This is a genomic window from Klebsiella michiganensis (assembly GCF_002925905.1).
Taxonomy (GTDB): domain Bacteria; phylum Pseudomonadota; class Gammaproteobacteria; order Enterobacterales; family Enterobacteriaceae; genus Klebsiella; species Klebsiella michiganensis.
On record NZ_PRDB01000002.1, the window covers coordinates 1 to 21,910 of the forward strand.

At 54.1% G+C, this 21,910-nt stretch carries 20 protein-coding genes and 2 pseudogenes; 12 read left to right on the top strand and 10 right to left on the bottom strand.

What is annotated here, in order from left to right; all coding sequences use genetic code 11:
* Nucleotides 1-127: pseudogene (gene paaB, locus CDA56_RS07095) on the bottom strand (1,2-phenylacetyl-CoA epoxidase subunit PaaB); the annotation flags it as partial.
* A gap of 11 nt (nt 128-138) precedes the next feature.
* A complete protein-coding gene (paaA, locus tag CDA56_RS07100; RefSeq protein ID WP_025107926.1) occupies nt 139-1,068 on the bottom strand; it encodes a 1,2-phenylacetyl-CoA epoxidase subunit PaaA in 930 nt (309 codons plus the stop codon).
* A gap of 286 nt (nt 1,069-1,354) precedes the next feature.
* On the opposite strand from paaA, the gene paaZ reads away from it, so the two are divergent.
* The 3 genes from paaZ to CDA56_RS07115 all read left to right on the top strand — a co-directional run bounded on the left by paaZ (nt 1,355) and on the right by CDA56_RS07115 (nt 6,358).
* On the top strand, nt 1,355-3,400 hold the full coding sequence (gene paaZ, locus CDA56_RS07105) for a phenylacetic acid degradation bifunctional protein PaaZ (RefSeq protein ID WP_102803560.1): 2,046 nt from the start codon (nt 1,355-1,357) through the stop codon (nt 3,398-3,400).
* 190 nt (nt 3,401-3,590) lie between these two features.
* Complete coding sequence (gene tynA, locus CDA56_RS07110; RefSeq protein ID WP_102803561.1) at nt 3,591-5,849, top strand: primary-amine oxidase; 2,259 nt, start codon at nt 3,591-3,593, stop codon at nt 5,847-5,849.
* A 176-nt stretch (nt 5,850-6,025) separates the two neighbouring features.
* Nucleotides 6,026-6,358, top strand: a complete 333-nt coding sequence (locus CDA56_RS07115; protein ID WP_046877267.1) for a cupin domain-containing protein — start codon at nt 6,026-6,028, stop codon at nt 6,356-6,358.
* A gap of 55 nt (nt 6,359-6,413) precedes the next feature.
* Here CDA56_RS07115 and gcvA read toward each other — a convergent pair whose 3' ends face one another.
* Nucleotides 6,414-7,316, bottom strand: a complete 903-nt coding sequence (gene gcvA / locus CDA56_RS07120; protein ID WP_227632921.1) for a transcriptional regulator GcvA — start codon at nt 7,314-7,316, stop codon at nt 6,414-6,416.
* 115 nt (nt 7,317-7,431) lie between these two features.
* Between gcvA and CDA56_RS07125 the strand changes: the two genes are divergently transcribed.
* Together CDA56_RS07125 and CDA56_RS07130 are read left to right on the top strand one after the other, a co-directional pair.
* The gene (locus CDA56_RS07125; RefSeq protein ID WP_046877266.1) at nt 7,432-7,758 is read left to right on the top strand and encodes a gamma-glutamylcyclotransferase family protein; all 327 of its coding nucleotides are present in this window, start codon (nt 7,432-7,434) and stop codon (nt 7,756-7,758) included.
* Nucleotides 7,759-8,112: 354 nt separating this feature from the next.
* Nucleotides 8,113-8,766, top strand: coding sequence for a LysE family translocator (locus CDA56_RS07130; protein ID WP_046877265.1), 654 nt, complete (start codon nt 8,113-8,115; stop codon nt 8,764-8,766).
* 194 nt (nt 8,767-8,960) lie between these two features.
* On the opposite strand, the gene CDA56_RS07135 is transcribed toward CDA56_RS07130, so the two are convergent.
* Together CDA56_RS07135 and CDA56_RS07140 are read right to left on the bottom strand one after the other, a co-directional pair.
* The gene (locus tag CDA56_RS07135; RefSeq protein WP_025107933.1) at nt 8,961-9,386 is read right to left on the bottom strand and encodes a VOC family protein; all 426 of its coding nucleotides are present in this window, start codon (nt 9,384-9,386) and stop codon (nt 8,961-8,963) included.
* Between the two features lie 170 nt (nt 9,387-9,556).
* Nucleotides 9,557-10,420, bottom strand: coding sequence for an alpha/beta hydrolase family protein (locus CDA56_RS07140; protein ID WP_080528014.1), 864 nt, complete (start codon nt 10,418-10,420; stop codon nt 9,557-9,559).
* 308 nt (nt 10,421-10,728) lie between these two features.
* Here CDA56_RS07140 and CDA56_RS07145 point away from each other — a divergent pair, with 308 nt between their 5' ends.
* Nucleotides 10,729-10,956, top strand: coding sequence for a DUF1272 domain-containing protein (locus tag CDA56_RS07145; protein ID WP_071846104.1), 228 nt, complete (start codon nt 10,729-10,731; stop codon nt 10,954-10,956).
* Nucleotides 10,957-11,003: 47 nt separating this feature from the next.
* Here the strand turns inward: CDA56_RS07145 and CDA56_RS07150 are convergent, their stop codons facing one another.
* Nucleotides 11,004-11,879, bottom strand: coding sequence for a LysR family transcriptional regulator (locus CDA56_RS07150; protein WP_102803562.1), 876 nt, complete (start codon nt 11,877-11,879; stop codon nt 11,004-11,006).
* Between the two features lie 120 nt (nt 11,880-11,999).
* Here CDA56_RS07150 and gstA point away from each other — a divergent pair, with 120 nt between their 5' ends.
* Nucleotides 12,000-12,605, top strand: coding sequence for a glutathione transferase GstA (gene gstA / locus CDA56_RS07155; protein ID WP_103814216.1), 606 nt, complete (start codon nt 12,000-12,002; stop codon nt 12,603-12,605).
* 227 nt (nt 12,606-12,832) lie between these two features.
* Entirely contained in the window at nt 12,833-13,660 is an 828-nt protein-coding gene (locus tag CDA56_RS07160) for an aminoglycoside phosphotransferase family protein (protein WP_049082513.1), read from the top strand.
* A gap of 114 nt (nt 13,661-13,774) precedes the next feature.
* Here the strand turns inward: CDA56_RS07160 and CDA56_RS07165 are convergent, their stop codons facing one another.
* Complete coding sequence (locus CDA56_RS07165; protein WP_064406360.1) at nt 13,775-14,764, bottom strand: NAD-dependent epimerase/dehydratase family protein; 990 nt, start codon at nt 14,762-14,764, stop codon at nt 13,775-13,777.
* A 96-nt stretch (nt 14,765-14,860) separates the two neighbouring features.
* Here CDA56_RS07165 and CDA56_RS07170 point away from each other — a divergent pair, with 96 nt between their 5' ends.
* On the top strand, nt 14,861-15,772 hold the full coding sequence (locus CDA56_RS07170) for a LysR family transcriptional regulator (RefSeq protein WP_102803564.1): 912 nt from the start codon (nt 14,861-14,863) through the stop codon (nt 15,770-15,772).
* Nucleotides 15,773-16,059: 287 nt separating this feature from the next.
* On the opposite strand, the gene CDA56_RS07175 is transcribed toward CDA56_RS07170, so the two are convergent.
* A complete protein-coding gene (locus CDA56_RS07175; RefSeq protein WP_014229171.1) occupies nt 16,060-16,512 on the bottom strand; it encodes a GNAT family N-acetyltransferase in 453 nt (150 codons plus the stop codon).
* Nucleotides 16,513-16,756: 244 nt separating this feature from the next.
* Between CDA56_RS07175 and CDA56_RS07180 the strand changes: the two are divergent.
* The 3 genes and pseudogenes from CDA56_RS07180 (at nt 16,757) to gap (ending at nt 19,226) form a co-directional block, all read left to right on the top strand.
* A pseudogene (locus tag CDA56_RS07180) lies at nt 16,757-16,923 on the top strand (hypothetical protein).
* Between the two features lie 233 nt (nt 16,924-17,156).
* Nucleotides 17,157-18,137, top strand: a complete 981-nt coding sequence (locus tag CDA56_RS07185) for a GlxA family transcriptional regulator (RefSeq protein WP_048263748.1) — start codon at nt 17,157-17,159, stop codon at nt 18,135-18,137.
* A gap of 78 nt (nt 18,138-18,215) precedes the next feature.
* Nucleotides 18,216-19,226: a type I glyceraldehyde-3-phosphate dehydrogenase gene (gap, locus tag CDA56_RS07190; RefSeq protein WP_049078942.1), complete on the top strand. Its 1,011-nt coding sequence runs from the start codon at nt 18,216-18,218 to the stop codon at nt 19,224-19,226.
* 291 nt (nt 19,227-19,517) lie between these two features.
* Here gap and CDA56_RS07195 read toward each other — a convergent pair whose 3' ends face one another.
* Together CDA56_RS07195 and CDA56_RS07200 are read right to left on the bottom strand one after the other, a co-directional pair.
* Nucleotides 19,518-20,489, bottom strand: a complete 972-nt coding sequence (locus CDA56_RS07195) for a hypothetical protein (protein ID WP_032720785.1) — start codon at nt 20,487-20,489, stop codon at nt 19,518-19,520.
* Nucleotides 20,490-21,110: 621 nt separating this feature from the next.
* Complete coding sequence (locus CDA56_RS07200) at nt 21,111-21,878, bottom strand: arylamine N-acetyltransferase family protein (RefSeq protein WP_103814220.1); 768 nt, start codon at nt 21,876-21,878, stop codon at nt 21,111-21,113.
* Between the last annotated feature and the right edge of the window lie 32 nt (nt 21,879-21,910).

Here is a 21,910-nt window from a genome sequence, read left to right on the forward strand (position 1 = left end):
AGGCATCGCGGGCGTTTTCCAGCGCCATCTGGTCATCGGCGGCGTGCAGACTGCCGACGTGGCGGTGCGACAGTCCCTGTTTGCTGCGAACGAACACTTCATATAACGGCCAGTAGTTTTTGCTCATCTTCATTCTCCTTACGCGGCGTCGCGAGCCTGCTGTTTTTGCGCATGCGCCAGCGCGGCTTCCCGCACCCACGCGCCCTCTTCCCATGCCTTGCGTTTAGCGCCCAGGCGTTCGTGGTTGCAGATCCCGCGTCCGGCAATCACTTCGTTAAATTCGTGCCAGTCGATGGCGCCAAAGCGGTAGTGGCCGCTGGTTTCATCCAGCCGCAAATCCGGGTCGGGTACGGTCATGCCGAGGATTTCCACCTGCGGAATGGTGTTATCGACAAAGCGCTGGCGCAGTTCGTCGTTCGAGTGGAGCTTGATTTTCCACGCCATGCTGCGGGCGCTGTTTGGCGAGTTATCGTCACCCGGGCCGAACATCATCAGCGCCGGCCACCAGAAACGGTTGATGGCGTCCTGCAGCATCTGCCGCTGCGCGTCGCTGCCCTGCGCCAGCGCCATGCAGGCTTCAAACCCCTGGCGCTGGTGAAAGCTCTCCTCTTTGCAGATCTTGACCATTGCCCGGGCGTAGGGTCCGTAGGAGGTGCGACACAGCGCCACCTGATTGACGATGGCCGCGCCGTCCACCAGCCAGCCAATCACGCCGATATCCGCCCAGCTCAGGGTCGGGTAGTTAAAAATGGAGGAGTACTTCATCTTGCCGTCGAGCATCTTCTGATACAGGTCTTCGCGGGCGCAGCCGAGGGTTTCCGCCGCGCTGTAGAGGTACAGGCCATGCCCGGCTTCATCCTGCACTTTCGCCAGCAGAATCGCTTTGCGCCTAAGGGTCGGCGCGCGAGTGATCCAGTTGCCTTCCGGCAACATGCCGACGATTTCCGAGTGCGCGTGCTGACCAATCTGGCGGATCAGCGTTTTGCGGTAGGCTTCCGGCATCCAGTCCTGCGGTTCGATGGCCGTCTCCTGCGCGATGCGCTGGTCAAAGCGTTGTTCTTCTGTCACGTCATCACCTTTATGATTCCAATAAATTCGATTAAAAATAATTTTCGAATCACTTTGTTTTATAAAAGTTACATTCAGGTTAAATAAAACCACAAATTTTGTTTGTTCTTTTTGTGATAGCGACCGCAAAAGCTTTTGTAAAAATCCTTATTAACAGGGTATTAAGTGAATAACGCAGAACATCACCGATCACAATGTTAATAAATTATTAAATGTGAGCTTGATTTTTATGATTCACCAAAGAACTATTTATAGATATTTCACGTAACACATCTGGAGATAAACCATGCAGCAGTTAGCCAGCTACTTGTCCGGCGCGTGGCAGACCGGCCGGGGCCACGCGCGTACCATCCATCACGCCATCAGCGGCGAAGCGCTATGGGAAGTCACCAGCGCGGGTCTGGATATGGCGCAGGCGCGACGCTTCGCGATTGAGCGCGGCGGCAAAGCGCTGGGGGCGATGAGCTTTATTGAGCGCAGCGCGATGCTGAAGGCGCTCGCCAGATATTTGCTGGAGCAGAAGGCAGAGCTGTACGCGATCTCCGCCGAAACCGGCGCCACCCGCGCCGATAGCTGGGTAGATATCGAAGGGGGCATTGGCACTCTTTTCACCTACGCCGGTCTCGGCAGCCGCGAGCTGCCGGACGATACCCTGTGGCCGGAAGATGAGCCGATCCCGCTGTCAAAACAGGGAGGCTTCGCCGCCCGCCACGTGCTGACCTCAAAATCCGGCGTGGCGGTGCATATCAACGCCTTTAACTTCCCCTGCTGGGGCATGCTGGAAAAGCTGGCGCCCACCTGGCTTGCCGGTATGCCCGCCATCGTCAAACCGGCTACCGCCACCGCGCAGCTGACGCAGGCGATGGTCAAAATGATTGTTGATAGTGGGCTGGTGCCGGAGGGGGCAATCAGCCTGATCTGCGGCGGCGCGGGCGATCTGCTCGACCATCTCGATAGCCAGGACGTTGTCACCTTTACCGGCTCGGCCCGTACCGGACAGCAGCTGCGGGTGCATCCCAACCTGGTCGCGAAGTCCATTCCCTTCACCATGGAAGCGGATTCGCTGAACTGCTGCGTACTCGGTGACGACGTCACGCCGGCGCAGCCGGAGTTCGCGCTATTTATTCGCGAAGTGGTACGAGAGATGACGGCGAAGGCCGGGCAAAAGTGCACCGCCATCCGGCGTATTATCGTGCCGCAGGCGCAGGTGAAAGCGGTGAGCGACGCGCTGATTGCGCGCCTGCAAAAAGTGGTGGTCGGCGACCCGGCGCAGGAAGGCGTGAAGATGGGCGCGCTGGTCAACCACGAACAGCGTCAGGACGTGCAGGATAACGTCAACCGTCTGGTGGCCGCTGGATGTGACGTGCTGCTGGGGGGCCAGGCCGATTTCAGCGCCGCCGGCGCCTTCTTCCCGCCAACGCTGCTGTACTGCCCGCAGCCGGACGAGACCCCGGCGGTACACGCTATTGAAGCGTTTGGTCCCGTCGCCACCCTGATGCCGTATCAGAACGTTGAGCACGCCATGACCCTGGCGCGGGCCGGCGAAGGTAGCCTGGCCGGAACCCTGGTGACCGCCAGCGGCGAACTGGCGCGGGCGTTTATTCTCGGCGCCGCCCGCGCCCACGGGCGTATTCAGATACTGAACGAAGAGTCTTCCGCAGAGTCCACCGGCCACGGCTCCCCGCTGCCGCAGCTGGTACACGGCGGCCCGGGGCGCGCCGGCGGCGGCGAAGAGCTGGGCGGCCTGCGGGCGGTGAAGCACTATATGCAGCGCACCGCGGTTCAGGGCAGCCCGACGATGCTCGCCGCCATTGGGCAGCAGTGGGTGCGCGGCGCGCAGGTAGTGGAAGACCGCATTCACCCTTTCCGTAAATATTTCGAGGAGATCCAGCCGGGCGACAGCCTGCTGACGCCGCGCCGCACCCTGGCCGAGGCGGATATCGTCAACTTCGCCTGTCTGAGCGGCGATCACTTTTACGCTCATATGGATAAGATTGCCGCCGCGGAGTCGATTTTCGGCGAGCGCGTGGTGCACGGCTATTTCCTGATTTCCGCCGCTGCCGGGCTATTTGTTGACGCCGGGGTCGGCCCGGTGATCGCCAACTACGGAATGGAAAATCTGCGCTTTATCGAGCCGGTGAAGCCGGGGGATACCATCCAGGTACGCCTGACCTGCAAACGCAAAACGATGAAACGCCAGCGCAGCGCGGAGGAGAAAGCGACCGGCGTCGTCGAGTGGGCGGTAGAGATTTTTAACCAGCACCAGCAGGCGGTCGCGCTCTACTCCATCCTGACCCTGGTGGCCCGCCAGCAGGGGGATTTTGCGGAGTAAATATTAGAAATTCGCCCATCTTTATCGCCATCTTCATGCCTCTGCGGAGGCATTTTTTGTAACTGGCAAAACTGACAAACAACCTGGCATAAGCAGGCAAACGCCCCGGCGCTGACCGCTGTTAGGTTAACGATACACAAGCCGACATTCGCAGCGGCACTGCACAACACAACAATAAGGTGAGGTCTCAATGGCGATTCTTTCTCCCCGCAAAACGGCTCTGGCGTTGGCTGTCGCTCTGTCTTGCGCCTGGCAAAGCCCGGCGTTCGCCCACGGTGGCGAAGCCCATATGGTCCCGATGGACAAAACCCTGCAGGATTTTGGCGCGGACGTTCAGTGGGATGACTACGCGCAGATGTTTACCCTGATTAAAGACGGCGCTTACGTAAAGGTAAAACCGGGGGCGAAAACGGCCATCGTCAATGGTAAAACCCTGGAGCTGCAGGTGCCGGTAGTGATGAAAGACGGCAAAGCGTGGGTTTCTGACACCTTTATTAACGACGTTTTTCAGTCCGGTCTTGACCAGACCTTCCAGGTGGAAAAACGTCCGCATCCGCTGAACTCGCTGTCAGCGGCGGAAATCAGCGCAGCGGTCGCTATCGTTAAAGCCGCGGCGGATTTCAAACCCAATACCCGATTCACCGAGATCTCCCTGCGCGAGCCGGATAAAAAAGCGGTGTGGGATTTTGCCCTCAACGGTACGCCGGTCAACGCCCCGCGCGCTGCCGACGTGATCATGCTCGACGGCAAGCACGTTATTGAGGCGGTGGTGGATTTACAGAATAAAAAAGTGCTTTCATGGACGCCGATTAAAGACGCCCACGGCATGGTGCTGCTGGATGATTTCGCCAGCGTGCAGAACATCATCAACGCCAGCAGCGAATTTGCCGAAGTGTTAAAAAAACACGGCATCGACGACCCGAGCAAGGTGATTACCACCCCGCTAACCGTCGGCTACTTCGACGGCAAAGATGGCCTCAAGCAGGACGCGCGGCTGCTGAAAGTGGTCAGCTATCTTGACGTTGGCGACGGTAACTACTGGGCACACCCGATTGAAAACCTGGTAGCAGTGGTCGACCTTGAGCAGAAGAAGATCATCAAAATCGAAGAGGGGCCGACGATCCCGGTGCCGATGGCGGCCCGCCCCTATGATGGTCGCGACCGCGTTGCGCCAAAGATTAAACCGCTGGATATCATTGAGCCAGAGGGCAAAAACTACACCATTACCGGCGATATGATCCACTGGCAAAACTGGGATTTCCACCTGCGCATGAACTCCCGCGTTGGGCCGATTCTCTCCACCGTGACATATAACGATAACGGCAAGAAACGTCAGGTGATGTATGAAGGTTCGCTGGGCGGGATGATCGTGCCCTACGGCGACCCGGACGTGGGTTGGTATTTTAAAGCCTATCTGGACTCCGGCGACTACGGCATGGGCACCCTGACATCGCCTATCGTGCGCGGCAAGGACGCGCCGTCCAACGCGGTCCTGCTGGATGAAACCATCGCCGACTATACCGGCACGCCCACGACCATCCCGCGCGCAATCGCCATCTTCGAACGCTACGCCGGGCCGGAGTATAAGCATCAGGAGATGGGCAAGCCAAACGTCAGTACCGAGCGCCGCGAGCTGGTGGTGCGCTGGATCAGCACCGTCGGCAACTACGACTATATTTTTGACTGGGTATTCCACGAAAACGGCACCATCGGCATTGATGCCGGGGCAACCGGCATCGAAGCGGTGAAAGGCGTGCAGGCGAAGACCATGCACGATCCGAGCGCCAAAGAGGACACCCGCTACGGCACGCTGATTGACCATAATATTGTCGGCACCACCCACCAGCATATTTACAACTTCCGCCTCGATCTTGACGTTGACGGCGAGAACAACACGCTGTTAGCCATGGACCCGGAAGTGAAGCCGAATACCGCCGGCGGTCCGCGTACCAGCACCATGCAGATCAATCAGTACACGATTGATAGCGAGCAGAAAGCGGCGCAGAAATTTGACCCGGGCACCATTCGTCTGTTGAGCAATACCACGAAAGAAAACCGGATGGGTAACCCGGTGTCGTATCAGATTATCCCCTACGCGGGCGGCACGCATCCGGTCGCCACCGGGGCAAAATTCGCGCCTGATGAGTGGATTTATCATCGTCTGAGCTTTATGGATAAGCAGCTGTGGGTCACCCGCTATCATCCCACCGAGCGCTTCCCGGAAGGCAAGTACCCTAACCGTTCGATTCACGACACCGGCCTCGGCCAGTACGCGAAAGATGACGAGTCGCTGGACAACCATGATGACGTGGTGTGGATCACCACCGGCACCACCCACGTGGCCCGCGCCGAGGAGTGGCCGATTATGCCGACCGAGTGGGCGCACGCGCTGCTGAAACCGTGGAACTTCTTTGACGAGACGCCGACGCTGGGCGAGAAGAAACAATAGGCACGTCACGGCCTCAGCGATGGGGCCGTTTTTATTTATCCGCGGTCAATGCACATGCAGCGGGCAGCAGGACCGGTATAGCCTGTTTTTCAACTTCTTTTGCCATATATGTTAGATGTCGGCGATTAACTTATATGGCATAAAAGCAGGCAACGAATATCAATGAGAATGGCTTTATGTCGCTTTACGATCTCAGAACCGAAGCGCAGGCATTGCCGGCGTCCTGGCGCTCCCGGATCTTAGGCCGCGTTGGGGCAACGAATCTCAAAGTCCTGCGCATGGATGCCCACTCTGTCGCTGAGGAGGTACATGAATATGACGAGGGATTACTGGTTATAGACGGACGTCTGGAACTGAGCGTGCAGGAGAAAAAAATTTCCGTCGCGCCCGGCCAGCTTTATATAGCCAAAGCGGGAATTCCTCATACGGTAGAAGCAGGCAGCTTTGGCACCCTGGTGATTATAGATTTACCAGACAGCGGTTTCAGCGGCGCATCCCCTGCTGATTAAGTGAAATGTGCGGTAGACAGCGTTGTGCCAAAAGCGGATTTTTTTAGACAGCCATTCAATCTTTCAACGAGCTCAATTCTTCAGCGAGCCATTGTCTTAGAATGCTTATTTTAAAAGAGTCCTGATTATCTGAACGGTAGACTAAATAGTACCCCCGCTCAGCCTTAAGTTTGAACTGTGGAAACGGAACAACAAGCCTTCCAGCAGCGACATCATCTGCAATCAGAACGCTGCGTCCCAGAGCAACGCCTTCGCCACGTATAGCCGCCTCAGTCGCCATGCTGCCAAGAGTCCATAAGGGACCCTGCTGGCAGCTAAAATTTTTTTCTCCGGCCATCTCAAACCATGCCTTCCAGTTCGCCTGCATTCTGTACTCATGCAGAAGAACGCAATTTAAAAGTCCCTTAATCTCTGTCAGACCATTATGTTTCTCAAGAAAATCTGGGCTACAGACAGGAGTGACTGTTTCATCGAACATACGTTCAGACGAAACATCTCGATAATTGCCAAGGCCGTAACGAATGGCAGCATCTACCTGACCATCATTAAGATCCACATTAACGTCAGTAACATCCAGCTCAATTTCAAATTCAGGATATCTCTGCCTGAACCGGCTTAAACGCGGTGCTAACCACTTACTGGCAAATGAAACCGTTGTACTTATTCGTAAACTTTTTATCAGGTTTCTTCCTCGCAGACGCTCGGACTCCCGCATTAAATCACTCAAAAGACGGGTAACCAGTTGGTGAAATTCAGCCCCTTGCTCCGTCAGAATTATCTGCCGCGTCAGCCTGAAAAATAGCTTTAACCCCAGATGCTCTTCGAGCTTCCGGATTTGCCGGCTTATCGCGCCATGCGTAACGTGCAACTCCGCTGCCGCCAGCGTCATGCTTGAGAGGCGGGCTGTGGCTTCAAAAGCGCGCAGAGTTTGCAATGGGGGAAGGCGATCGAACATCATACGCGTGATAATAATTCATGCGTGTTGTGAGAACAAATGATTTGTCAGGCCAGAGTCCAAAAATCAAAATTAACAAAAGAACATTATTATTTTCATAGCGATACCTGGAGGAATAATGGAAAGTTTATTTGTTTACGGGACACTCGGACCTGGCCGGCCTAATGCTCATATTCTTGAAAATATCGGGGGAACATGGCAGGAAGGCCACGTTGGGGGTTCTTTATTAGAGAAAGGCTGGGGTGCAGAGATGGGTTATCCGGGAATTGTACTGGATGACTCAGGTCATCGTGTACCGGGTTTTCTTTTCAAGTCAGAGAATTTACATAATCACTGGCACCTACTCGATGAGTTCGAAGGTTCTGAGTATGAACGGGTTCCTGTAGAGGTAACCACATCGAACGGTCAGACAGTGCAATCATGTCTCTATATGCTCAAAGCATAAACTGTTAGCGGCTGGTCCTGGTTCAGGTCGAGATTTTTAACTGTGTCTGTTAACAAATAAAGGTGACTGTCGGCCGGTTACAGGTAATCTGACGATGTCAGCAAGCCAGTTCATATATGGCTGATTGAACGACCAATGATGCTAAAACGCTCTACAGGTTCTAATACAGAGAATAAATCATCCTTGAATGCATCATGCACAAATCTTTAGCCCTATCTATGTCCGCTTCTCGCTCATAGCGGACCTTTGCACTTGTCCGTTTCGTGCCGTAGGCGGACGTTGCAGTATCTTCCACTTTCGGCTCGAATCAGTCTGAGGTAACGTAGCAGAAATTTTTTTCCGGACTCAACCACGATGCCTTCCATCGAAACGTTTATGACTTTCCTTCTCGCGCTGACGCTTCTGGAAATTTCTCCGGGGCCAGACATGATGCTGACCATCGCCAGAGGAGTCGGTCAGGGAAGACGTATTGCACTGCTTACGGTTCTGGGCAATGTCTTTGTCGCAGGTTTTGTGCAAGTTTCTTTTCTTGTTCTTGGGCTGGTGACCGTTGTGCATGCCTGGCCAGTTGCGCTGGATCTGCTAAGGTGGGCTGGTGCGGCTTATCTGATGTGGCTGGGCATAAAAATGATAGCGACTTCAGGCACAGATACTCGGCTGCGAAAAACCGCAATAATTTCTGACTGGAATGCGGTTAAGGAAGGTGCCCTGAACAGCCTGACGAACCCAAAATCCCTGCTGTTCATGTTTGCTTTTCTTCCTCAGTTTATCGATCCCGCCGCGGGTCCTGTCTGGCTGCAATTGCTTGTTCTGGGGAGTATCCAAAAGCTGGCAGGAATTGTTTCCCTGGGGTCAGTCGCAATGGCATCAGGGACATTTGGAAACTGGCTACGTAAACACCCAGGCTTTATCAAATGGCAGGAACGATTTACAGGCGTTGTCATGATAGGCCTTGGTATCCGCATGTTGTTTAGCGGGTCTGGTGTAGTCTCGAAATCTGCCCGGTAAGTTTTACCGAAACAGTAAACCCAGTGTCCGCCTCTCGCTCATAGCAGACCTCGCGACGCTTCAGACGGTCCGCTTTGTGCCGGGAGCGGACTGTGCAAGCCGAAGACGATATTGAGTGTCTTTGCCGGAAATGCCGCCTTTCACCGCTAAGCGTTATAAACGCTCAAAACCCTAAAATGTGATAAGTGAAGCCACTATTCTTCATCTACGAACTTATCTGCTTCAGGAGAATAATGCTGACAAACGCATGCCAGCTTATGCCCGTCAGGATCGCGCAGATAGGCAACATAAAAGTCGGGGCCGTATGCGGTTCGTGTCCCTGGCTCGCCTTCATTCTCCCCTCCCGCAAGGAGGCCTGCTGCATGAAACCGCCTGACAAGGTCAGCGCTGTCTGCATGGAATGCGAACATTGTCCCGTTTCCCGCCGTTGCGGGATGCCGGTCAAAAGGAGGACAAATACAGAAGTTGAATACCTCATGTGGGTTATTTTCATCCCCCCACATTGCCCAGCTTTCTGTCCAGGCTGGCAGTCGTGAGTAGCCAAGAACTTTAAAAATAGCCTCATAAAAGTCCACGGAGCGCTGAAAGTCATTTGTACCTATAGTGATATAAGCCAGCATCTTAGTGCATCCTCTTCGCCCTTTTTTGAACAGACATGATATCTCTCTGAGTCGCGATGAACTATTTCCCCGGATGCGCCTGTTGCCGCTTTGAAACCTGAGCACCGACGGTTACGGCATAGCATGCCCTGTTAATCTCTTCGACTATAAGAGAAATAGCCGGAAAGACATTATCCCCGGGGTTGACACTGGCTTGCCAGCCAGCGACCGACTTCAGGCCATATTTTTTCCGCACATCGGGTACGGAAAAAGCCCATGTGGCCGATGACCGGAATACCATAATCCGCGTGCCGGATCTCGCGGCGTTCAATTTTTGCGTTTTCCACCGGCGCCATCAGGCGCGTAATCGCTGCAGAATTAGCCCAGGGATCGTCATCAAAACCGAGTACCAGAAGGGGTAACGTGACTTCGCTTGCCCGTCGGCGCGCATCCCAGGCGCGATCGTCATAAAAATAGTCGGGCATGGCACTCCAGCGCCCCCATTGCAGCATGACGGGCGCGGGTAAATCTTCCCCCAGCCCGAGGCGTCTGGCAGGCATATAGCCAAAGGTACGACACAGAACCGGCGCCAGAATACGTAATAAAAACCAGACTCTGAGCTTTTCCTGCGTTTGTTGAATTGTGCGGGTGACGCCAGCGTGCGAAGCAACAAGAACCGCCGCATGCAGCGACCGGGTGGCCGTTGAAAGCAGAATAGCGTGCCCGCCAACGCTGTGCCCTACCGCCATCAGCAGAAGATTGGGGAAGCGCAGCTTTGCCCAGGCGGTAACGCAGCCGACATCCTGCTCGATCCAGTCGGACATAGAGACATGACAGTGTTGTAGCGTGCCTGACCTGGAATGACCTATCCCCCGATAGTCGTAGGTCAGAACATTGAATCCCATTGCGTAAAGATACTCAGCGAAGTCCTTGTAAAACGCCTGTGATACCGCGGTGGCAGGATGGAGGATCACCAGCGCTTTAGCATCGCTTCTCTCCCATACTGTGGCAGCCAGAACATCCCCCTGCTTTACAGGGATTGTTATCAGGTTCATAAAAGATATCCGCCCATGTGGTCATACCAGTTAAATATTTTTAACTGTAGCCGCCACGGGCAAATCTGGCGATGTTTTTATTCCTCTATTAACGTCCTCTTCTCACGCTGCACAGGCTCAGCGGTCTTTTCCCCCAACCACCAGCGCCAGAAGCGGTTGGTACTGATAAGCCACTCAATCTCTTGCTTTTTTTCGACCTGTCGATCATGCTCATCTCGTGCAGATTAAGCGCAGCGGTTCGAATACGGGACAGGCAGATGCCCCTCGCGCGCTCATGACGCCCCTTTATTTAATAGCAGGAGATCACCATGCTTGAACTTCGCCCTAATTGTGAATGCTGTGATAACGATCTGCCGCCAGAATCAACAAGCGCGTACATCTGTTCATTCGAATGCACCTTTTGCGTTGACTGCGTGACTCAGCGGCTGCAAGGCCGGTGCCCGAACTGTGGGGGAGAGCTGGTGCGCCGCCCAATACGCCCCGAATCAGCCCTCCTTCGGCATCCCGCCTCCAGCCTGCGCCGATATAAACAATAAGCCGGTTTGTCACTTATCGCTGACGATCCGGTTCGCCGCGTGCCCGCTCATCCTCGTTTACGTAGCGCGTTAAGTAGCGCCTGCGTTGCGCCGGAAGACGTTCCGGATGACGAACAGACCAGCCGAAACTCACGGTGTATGGCAGGCGTCACTGGCACCACGCACAGATTGCGCAACGCCTCTGGCAGGGCTGATTCAGGCACAATGGCGACTCCCATCCCTTCCGCGACCAGCTTACAGGCGCTAATCCAGTCGCGTACCGTCACGCGTATATCAACAAGTTGCAGACCCGCCTTTTCCATCAGGCTTTTGCCATTAACGGCGCATCCGCCTGTCGCCAGAATAAAGGGCTGGTCTGCCAGCGCCTTTAGCGTTATGCCACACGTCCTGGCATGATGTGCCAGCCGATGAGTGGCTGGCAGTACCGCTACCCATGCATCCTGCCCTAATACAACGTCAGCACGGCCGGGTTCGGGATTCATGACTACCCCCAGTTCAACGGTATCAGCGGCCAGCCACTCCTCGACCTCCTCGTCCGAGCCTTCCAGGATGACGACGTCAATACCCGGATACAGGCGCTTAAAGTCCCGCAGCAGTCCAGGCAACAAGGTGGACGTCACTGATGGAAAGCTGGCCAGGCGAATGCGCCCGCGATTTAAACCCCGGCTCTCATCGGCCAGTTCGCGGATGGCATTTAGCTGCGAAAGCATGTTTCTTGCGTGTTCAACAACCTGCCCGCCCAGCGCGGTCACGCCGATATATCGTCGCTCACGTATAAATACCGAAAATCCCAGTGAAGACTCTAGCTGGGCGATTGCCTGGCTGGCGCCGGACTGAGTCATTCCTATCTCCTCTGCGGCGCGCGAGATGTTGCCGGCATCCGCCACGGCCACCAGTAAGCGCCAATGTAAAAGGTTCATCATGATTATCAGTAGCTCAGCTAATAGTTGTTTTCTTTATCATTAATTTTACAGCGCATTCCGCGTCAAATACAGTGGATTCAGGACGTCCCCCGACGGCTTTTCACCTTTAACGGAGACAAAATGAAACTCTATTACGCCCCGGATACCTGTTCGTTATCGCCGCACACTGTGCTGCGCGAACTGCAACTTGAGTTTGAACTGGTTAGAGTCAACAACAGAAGCAAGATCACCGCTGATGGTCGCGACTTCCGCGCCATTAACCCTAAAGGTTATGTCGCGGCCCTTGAGCTCGATGATGGTCAGATACTCACTGAGGGCCCGGCCATCGTGCAGTACCTCGCCGATCTAAAACCAGAACACGGCCTGGCGCCGCGTGCGGACAGCTGGGCTCGGGTGCGTCTGCAGGAATGGCTTAACTTTATCACCAGTGAAATACACGCTGGCTCGGCACCGTTGTTCAATCCCGCGCTGCCCGAAGAGGTCAGAGCGATTTTTCGTGAGAAGCTGTTCCGACAGTTCGATTTCCTTCAGGCGACTCTCAACGAAAAAACCTATCTGACTGGCCCATCCTTCAGCGTGGCTGATGCCTACCTTTTCGCTGTGCTGGGCTGGTGTAAATTCTTCTCAATCTCACTGGAGCGCTGGCCTGCGCTATTGGCGTACAGGGAAACGATCAATGCCCGTCCTGCGGTACAGGCCGCATTACTGGCCGAGGCGTCGCTTTAAGGTTGGTAATCGCTGATTGCGGGACACCGCTTTTGAGTATCTGCAAAATGGAAAGTCCGCTCCTCGTCCATGGCGGATTGCGCGTCCGATGGCCGTCTGCTGCGTGCCAGGAGCGGACATTGTCTTACCAGAAGACAGCATGCAGGAAAGCGCTTCACCTATGGGGTAAAATGCCTGAATGCATACCTGTTTACCACTTTGATTGTAAGGATTTCAAAGAAAGCTTTATGGATACGTTCAAGTTAAAACCCTGGCTAAGTCGCTGGAACCTCATTCCTGATGGCACTCCATTTATAACTCATACATCACAGTTGTATCCGGTCAAAACAGCAGCACATGGTATTAAAGCCATGCTAAAAGTTACGGATGACCTTGATGAACAAGCCGGTAATGCACTAATGGCATGGTGGGAAGGGAATGGTGCGGCACAGGTGATTGCACATGAAAATGAAGCAATTCTTCTCTCAAGAGCCACAGGTTCCTCCTCTTTATCAGCAATGTCCCGTGGAGATAAGGATGACGTAGCCTGTCATATTTTGTGTATGACTGCGAACCAACTTCATTCATGCGCAAAAAGACCGTTTCCCCAGCTTACGCCTTTACATGAATGGTTTAATCCTCTAAAACCAGCAGCCTTGAAATATGGCGGTATCCTGACACGTTGCGCAGAAATTTCAGAGGAATTGCTTTCTTCTCCTCGAGATGTGGTCGTATTGCATGGCGATTTACATCACGGAAATGTGCTTGATTTTGAAACATCTGGCTGGCTTGCCATTGACCCCAAAGGGCTAATAGGTGAACGGGGATTCGACTTTGCTAATATTTTTACTAATCCGGATCTTGGTAATCCAGTACCTCCTGTTGCGGCTGTACCGGAGACATTTAAACAGCGTCTAAGCATCGTCACCAGAATGGCTGACCTGGACAGAGAACGCCTGCTCAAATGGATAATTGCATGGTGTGGTCTTTCAACCGCCTGGTCCCTCTCAAGTAACGATACTGTTTCAACAACAATAAAAGTTGCCGAGTTGGCGATGACTGAACTGGAACGGTGAGTGGGAAGTCGACAATGGGGGTAATGGTTTCCTGTACGTCCGCTCCTCGCTCATAGCGGACCTTTAGCCCAGTTAGCCTGTCCGCCTCGTGCCAGATGCGACCCTGGAGCGTCTCTATATTGTTATACGAGGCATCTCGGTATGATCAATACAGCCCAGGCCCTGTAATGTCGCATGGACAGCCTCATCAAGAGGAGTGTGAGGCTCGGCACCTAAAAAATTCACCAGTTTCGTATTGTCCAGGCGAACCGGCTGGCGCCACAGGTACCGCATCTCCAGAAGTTCGCGTAAGGTTGCGTTGAAAGGTGCTGCCAGGTACATCAACCACCACGGAAATGATTGTATTTTGGCCATGCCGCCATAGCGTGCCGCTGTGCGTTGAATCGCGCTGACCATTTCGCTGCCGTCGGCATCCCAGTGACCTTGCATATGAAAACGTGCAAAGGGCTCAAGCTCCTCGCGTCGTGCCAGCAGCGCAGCTATCGTTTCCGCGACATCAGGTAAGTAAGCCCACTGGTGACCGGTTGCAAACGAAGCTGGATTGGTAATGACGCCAGGCAGCTTGCCGGGCTTAATCAGACCTTGAGAAAACCAGTTATTACCGGCGCGTGGACCAAAAAAATCCCCCGCGCGGACGATCAATACCCGCCCGCCACGCTGCGAATAGGCCGCCAGTTCTTTCTCCATTTGTACCCTGATCGCTCCCTTCCTGGTGACCGGCGTCTGCTGAGCGTCTTCCCGTAATAGCGGAAAAGCGTCAGGTCCATAGTTGTAAACGGTCCCGGGAAGCACGATCAAGGCGCCGGTTCGTTCTGCTGCGCCAATCGTGTTGCGCAGCATAGGCAGCACCAGATGCTTCCAGTTTCTGTAGCCGGGCGGATTGACGGCGTGAACGATCGCGCTACAGTCTGCTGCCGCAGCGGCGACCTGCTCCGGGTCGAGAGCGTCGCCCCCTACCCACTGGATGTCACCACGTCGTTCACTGCCATGAAGTCCTCGTTTTAGTGCACGAACGTCCCATTTTTTCTGAATGAGCCGGCGCGCCGTTTCACCACCGATTCCGCCGGTTGCGCCAAGTATCAGGACCTTGCCTCGGGTTTCCATATTGTCTGCCTCTTTGCTGATTTGACCTTGACAGCGTACGTACAGGCAGAGCTAAATGGAATTGCATATCTTTATAGGGCAGCTATACAAATTTGTATGAATACATCTATCCCATGGGAGTGGTACCGAACATTTCTGGCTGTGCTCAGGGAAGGCTCGCTTTCCGGCGCATCACGCAGGCTTTCGATTACGCAGCCTACGGCGGGACGGCATATCGCTGCGCTCGAGTCCGCTCTGGGCCAGGTGTTGTTCACGCGGTCGCAGACGGGCTTGCTGGCGACTGAAACGGCGCTGGCGCTGAGGGTGCATGCCGAAGCGATGGAGAGCACCGCGAATACGCTAGCGCGCACAGCCTCCAACTTTAGTCATAACAGCGCGTCCATTCATGGCGTCGTCCGCGTCTCCGCGAGTGACGTTATCGGCGTTGAAGTTCTGCCGCCGCTTATTGCCAGGCTCAGGGAGTCTCACCCACAAATAACGATTGAATTAGTTCTGTCGAACCGGGTTCAGGATTTACTGCACAGGGAAGCCGATATTGCTGTACGCATGACGACGCCAGTACAGGAACAGCTTATTGCGCGTCGCGTTGGCCGCATTGAACTCGGTCTCCACGCATCGACGTCCTATCTTGCACGACATGGCACGCCTGAAAATAGCGAAGATCTGCTGAAACATGCGCTGATTGGCTTTGATCAGGATACGCCTTTCATCCGTAAGGCCCTGGAAAAATTCCCTCAGCTAAGCCGGAATGCATTTTCCATGCGCACCGACAGCGACGTGGCTCAGCTGAATCTTATTCGCGCCGGGGCCGGCATTGGCATATGCCAGGTGCAGTTGGCCAATAGCTCTGCTCCACTGCAGAGATTACTGCCGAATTTCTTTTCTTTCTATCTTGATACCTGGATCGTCATGCACGAAGACCTGCGTAATAGTCTGTGCTGCAAATTGGTTTTCGATGTTCTGGCAAAGGGATTAGAGGAATATATCGGCCAGAAACAGGCACAGTGAATCGCCATGGAGAAATGGCCCCTTTAAGGTGCCTGTATACTCCGCGCGTTTTCTCCGGGAGGAATCCCGCTCCTCGGTCATGCCGGCCGCTACGCCCTCCTCCGGCAGCTCCGCGTCGATGCAGAAACCGCGATGACCATGGTTCTGCATGAGCGCAACACACGATCCTGCGCATCATCATTATCTGTCTTTACTCTCACAGCCTTAACGCTATAGCTAAATGGGCATTGGTGGAGTTTGGTAGACAGCGTTGTGCCTGGAGCGGAAAGCGGGTCCAATTAATACAATCAGCGCAATGCTTTTGAGAAACACACGGCTTCTGTCCTACCGACATAGGGGCCGTAATTTTCAATACGAATATATCCATTTTTCTCGTAGAAATTTACTGCCCGATGGTTGATGTGTCGGGTTTCCAGTCTGAGTTCGCTATATCCCATATCTTTTGCAGATGTTTCCAGAAAAGTGAGTAAAGCTCCCCCAACTCCAGGCACGCTTCGGTCTGAAAACATTCTTTTAAGCTCGGCTATATTTTGCGTTATCGGCCGAATAGCGCCGCATCCTATTGCTTCGCCATGAGTATTCTTTGCCAATACCCATAAGGCTTTGTCATCATTCATTGCTTCAACGGTGAAATTGCTTTTGCCACTATCCCCCGTAATAGCGGCAAGTTCAGCTGATAGCATTTCGATTAAGCGATGGGACTCTGAAGAAAATGGATCGGATTTCTCTACAGTTATCATGGTCGTATCCTATAAATGAGAGTAACCAGCATAAAGTATCCTGCCTCAGAAAGCATGAACCGAAACTGATGCTGGAAGAGTATCCTTTCCCAAACTATCCCGGGGATGTTATGTCTGCTATTAGCTCATAGCGGAGATTCAACTCAGTTAGTTCGTCCGCTCCGTGCCAGGATCAGACGTTGTCTTCTCCCTGGTTCGCTATTAAACAGTATACGTGTGACCGGGTTGTCCCCCGGATTTCGAACTGACAGGGTTAGATACGTTTATAGATAGCCCATCAAAAATGGGGAACGTTTAATGAAGGGGCGCTCGATCTGGGAAACCATTCGTTTTTTGTTAGGTCAACCGCGTAGTTGCCATATAAGTAGCATCAACTTTGAAGGTCCCACTCGCGAAAAACTGGGAGATTAAGGCTCCATTTGGCGACGTTGAGCAGAGTGTTCAACTTCCATTCCTCGCTCATAGCAGACATTCGGTACTATTTTTCCAGTCCAGTTTGTGCGAGACCAGCCTCATCAGGCAACCCCATCCCGTCGACGTCACGCCATCAGCGAGCGAGACGAGAGCGTCGCTGCGGTGGCAAAAACTTCCCCTTCCCCGTCTGTTCTGTTGACTTATTCTGTAAAAAGATTACTTTTCAGGACATGAAGAAGATACTTATTATTGTCCCTGATGGCGGCATGCTGTTTGAATCCGCCGGTATTGCCGACATTCTGATGCAGGCCAACCGTCTGCACCCGGAAGGCGCCGGGGAGCTTTGCTACCAGGTCCAGCTAGCGACCACCCAGCCGCATCAGGTGATCCATGGTCAGTCCGGTTTAAATCTGCTGGCCGATCATCGCCTGCATGAGATAGACCCTCGCGAGCCGCTCGATACCATCATGATTACCGGCAGAGGTCAAAACCCGCAGGAAGGGGTTGCGGTGGTTGACTGGCTGCGCCTTGCGGCTCCCCATGCCCGCCGCATTGCCTCCATATGCGGCGGAGCCCTGCTGCTGGCGCAAACCGGGCTGCTGGACGGCAGGCGAGCCACTACCCACTGGAAGCTACTGGATACCCTGCAGGCGGAATTTCCTCAGGTACGCGTCGAAGGCGGTCCGCTCTACATTCAGGACGAACACATCTGGACCTCTGGCGGGGTCAGTTCCGGCTTCGACCTCACCCTGGCGCTGGTTGAAGAGGACTACGGCTTTAGCCTGGCGCGCGATATTGCCCAGGATTTCGTCATGTACCTGCGTCGTCCCGGCGGCCAGCTGCAGTTTAGCCGCTACAACCTTCAGCAGACCAGCACCCTGGGCCCCATTAACGATCTGCTGGCGTGGTTGCTCGCAAACCTCACCACCGATCTCAGCGTGGATAAACTGGCGGAAAGAGTCGCCATGAGTCCAAGGAATTTCACCCGCGTATTTACCCGGGAAACCGGTGCTTCGCCGGCGCGCTACGTCGCCGAAGCCCGTCTGGCCGCCGCGCGGCAGCGTCTGGAGCAAACTAACGAGACGCTGGATCGTATCGCCGAACAAACGGGATTTGGCAGCAGCATTAACCTGCGACGGCTGTTTGAAAAACAGCTTCACCTCACACCCGGGGAATATCGCCAGCGATTTCACTGTCGCAAAATGGCGTAAAGTGATCCTTTTTTGTCATTTACGCCAAAGCCTGCCCGGCCTACTCTGACGCCAGAGACAATGGATAAGGAGTTAATCATGGTAAAGGTCGGTATTAACGGTTTTGGCCGTATTGGACGCAACGTACTGCGCGCTGCACTGGGCAATTCGGATATTCAGATTGTGGCGATCAACGATTTGACGGACAGCAAAACGCTGGCGCATCTGCTAAAATACGATTCGCTGCTCGGTAAGCTCGACGCGGACGTTACCGCCGGTGAAGGGCAGCTTGTGGTTGACGGTAAACCCATAACCGTATTCAGCGAACGCGACCCGGCCAATATCCCGTGGCATCAGCGTGAAGTCGATATCGTCATTGAAGCCACCGGATTCTTCACCGATCGCGACAAGGCGGCGGTGCATATCCACCGCGGTGGCGCAAAGCGCGTGATTATCTCCGCCCCCGGCAAAAACGATGATTTAACCATCGTGATGGGCGTTAACGATAGCCTCTACTCCCCGGATAAACACTACGTGGTCAGCAACGGTAGCTGCACCACCAACGGTCTGGCGCCTGCCGCCCAGGTTCTGCACCAGCATTTCGGTATTAAGCACGGCTTAATGAACACCACCCACGCCTACACCAACAGCCAGGCCCTGCACGATCAGCCGGAAAAAGATCTGCGCGGCGCTCGCGCCGCCGCGCTGTCGATAGTGCCTTACTCCAGCGGCGCAGCGAAGGCGCTGGGCAAAGTTATTCCTGAGCTGGATGGCCGCTTAACGGGATACTCGCTGCGCGTCCCGGTACCGGTGGTGTCTATTGTCGACCTGACCGTGACGCTGGCGCGAGAGGTGACGGCCGAAGAGGTGAACAATGCCTTTCGTGAAGCCGCCGCCGCGGGGCCGCTAAAAGGGATTCTCGGCTATAGCGATGAACCGCTCGTCTCCAGCGACTACCAGGGTGACCCGCGCTCGTCGATTATCGACGGTCTGTCAACGCTGGTGATTGGCGGCAATATGGTTAAAATTCTGGCGTGGTACGACAATGAATGGGGATTCTCTAACCGCCTCGTTGACCTGGCGCTAATGATGGCAAGGCGTGAGCGTTAATTCACTGCGGGTGTTATTGATAGTTGACATCACTCTGTCCCGGAGAGATTCCCTGGTGACGCGCAGCAGGCTCCTCTGAGCGCCTGATAAAAAGCATAAATGCCCTCGAAGGGCATTTATGCTTTAGCGGTAATGTGCGAGGGTCAGTATTTACTTAACCATTATTCCTGCGGGGCCGGAAAATAGTCAGTGCACAAATAGCGCGATTAAAATAATGATAGGAATTGGCACACCCAGAAAGAAAAGCAATATTGAACGCATAGGTTCCTCCCGTATAATGAGTATTAGACGTTATAAATCACGCTGACGGCCGCCATAGGTGGCACAGAGACTGGCAACAAAAGCGCCAATTAACAGAGAAATAAATGACCACAGAGTGACGTAGCTGGTGGTTTTTCTGGCGGCGTCTGCGGCCTGCTGCGCTTTATCTTTTGCCTCTTTCAAATTAGCCTGGGCTTTATCATAAACCGCCTGCACCCGCTGCTCGGCCTCTTGCTGACTGATGCCGGTATTCTGAGAAACCAGCTGCGCCACATAGGTCAGATCATCCTTGGGAAGCGCGCCAGAATAAATACTGTTAGCAAAAATGCCCGTCACCTCGGCTAATTGAGCGGGTGACTCCGCCTTTGGCGGCGCCGGTTGATTCATGGCCATGACATCATTGCCCGGTGCGTTGCTGTTACCTGCCGGAGTGGAGCCGCTCGCCCTGAACAGCGAGCGGGTAAAATATTCCATCGATGACTTCGATAACATCGAGGATCCCTCCCCCGCGTTATTCACGGCGGTTGCCGTCGCGCCCCCGGCAACGGAACCAATGACTTTTGCGCTGCCGCCGATGAGTGAACTGATGGTGGTGGTTAAAAGAACGGCTGATACCAGCAGCGCCACCGCCCATGTCAGAAAGCCATGCGCCGTATCGCGGAAATAGATTTCATTGGTATGCGTATCAACCCATTTAGTCCGAAGCCGTCCGGCCAGATATCCCCCCATTCCTGACGCCACAATTTGGGTAAACGTCAGCCAGGCGATGGCGGCAATACCGACGGTACCCGCCGCAAGACCTTGATTTTCCCAGGGAGAGATTGAGGTGAGGCCTAATCCGGCGCCAAGCATGAGCAGCATAAGCGCCAGCGAGGCGGCAGCGGCGGCGCCTGCAAATATCGCCCCCCATGAAACCGCGCTCGCGCTGTTTACAGCAGCCGCAGGCAAGTGCCTGGCCGCTTCCTGACTGCTTATATTGGTAGAGTCGTAGATATTCGTCATTTACGTTGTCCTTTGAAATAACTCAATTAGCCCGGTGTCGTTTTACACAAACGTCCAGAGCAGGAATTTACCTGCCAGACCCAGGGCAATATCGAGCGGGATAATTATCGTCAGCAGCTATCACCCGCTGCTTAAATTTTGGGCATTCGACACAAAGCCAATTATCTAAATTAATACGAACGAGCAGTGTATGAATTTAATCAACAATTTGATTTTAGTAGATGATTTTATTTTAACCATTTTTTATCGCCAAAAATATTGCCGCACAGCTGTAACTACTTGTTAGCAATGAATTTCCAGGTGCAGGGGGTTGTGTGGCGGAAATATGTACTACGGATACAGATTGGCCAGCTCAGATAGAATTATCTTATTTTTGTAGTGGTAATTAACTGAATAGCCTTGTTTATTAAAAGTGGCGTTAGTTTTTTATTTGCATTATCTGCTATTTCATATACCCGCCGGCAACGTAAATAATCACCCGCTGCTGATGTCGCAGCAGATGAACAGATTGAGAGGGGCACGGGGAAGCGGTCACTCCCACCTCATGGCGATCGCGATGGCTCCCCCGCCATCCCTGCTTCGTGCCCGTTCCGCCCCGGACTCATTGGCCCCTTTGATTAATTAGCGGGCAGACAACGCAAAGCGCTGCTCAAGTACATGCGCAATTTCATCGTCTTCCAGCCGCTGCTTTTCTACCCGATCCGCGGTAATGCTCTTGAGCGTATTGCCCAGCAGAATAAAGCGCCCCTCGGGCTGATGCTGTATAACCAGCAGCTTTTGTACAAAGACCGCGTCGGGGTGCGTGGAGTTAAGGAAATTGGCCGGAGCAAAATCAATCCATTCCTGAGGTGACAGGTCAAAACCATATTGATTGGCCCAGCTTCCCTCAACTTTTGCCTGCAGCAGATAGTCGCCGTGCGCATCGCGGCTAAGCCGGAACGTATCGAAATCCTGGATAATGTCCGTATCAAGTTCATCCAGGGCCAGCGGCGCGCGAATACCGTAGCTCCCAAAGCCAAGGTCGCAAAGCCACTGACGGCCCTCGACTTCCGCGACGACCGCCATATGGGTTTTAGGCCGGCGCGCGGGATAGAACACGGGCCGCGCCGCGACAAACCGCCAGGCAATGCCCAGCGCTTCCAGCGCCATGGTAAACAGCCCGTTGAGTTCATAACAGTAGCCGCCCCGTCTCTGCCGTAAGAGCTTGTTGGCAATATCATCGGGCTCCATCGACACGATTTTACCTGCCTGTACGTCCAGATTTTCGAAGGGGATGGCAAAGAGCTGGTGACGCATGAGCGCGTGTAGCGTTGCGGTATCCGCTGCCGCAGTCCCGCTATAGCCTATGCGGCGGAAGTAAAGTGAAAGGTCAAAACTGTCGCTGTGCATATGATTTCCCCGGCTGGTTGGTGTGGAACACA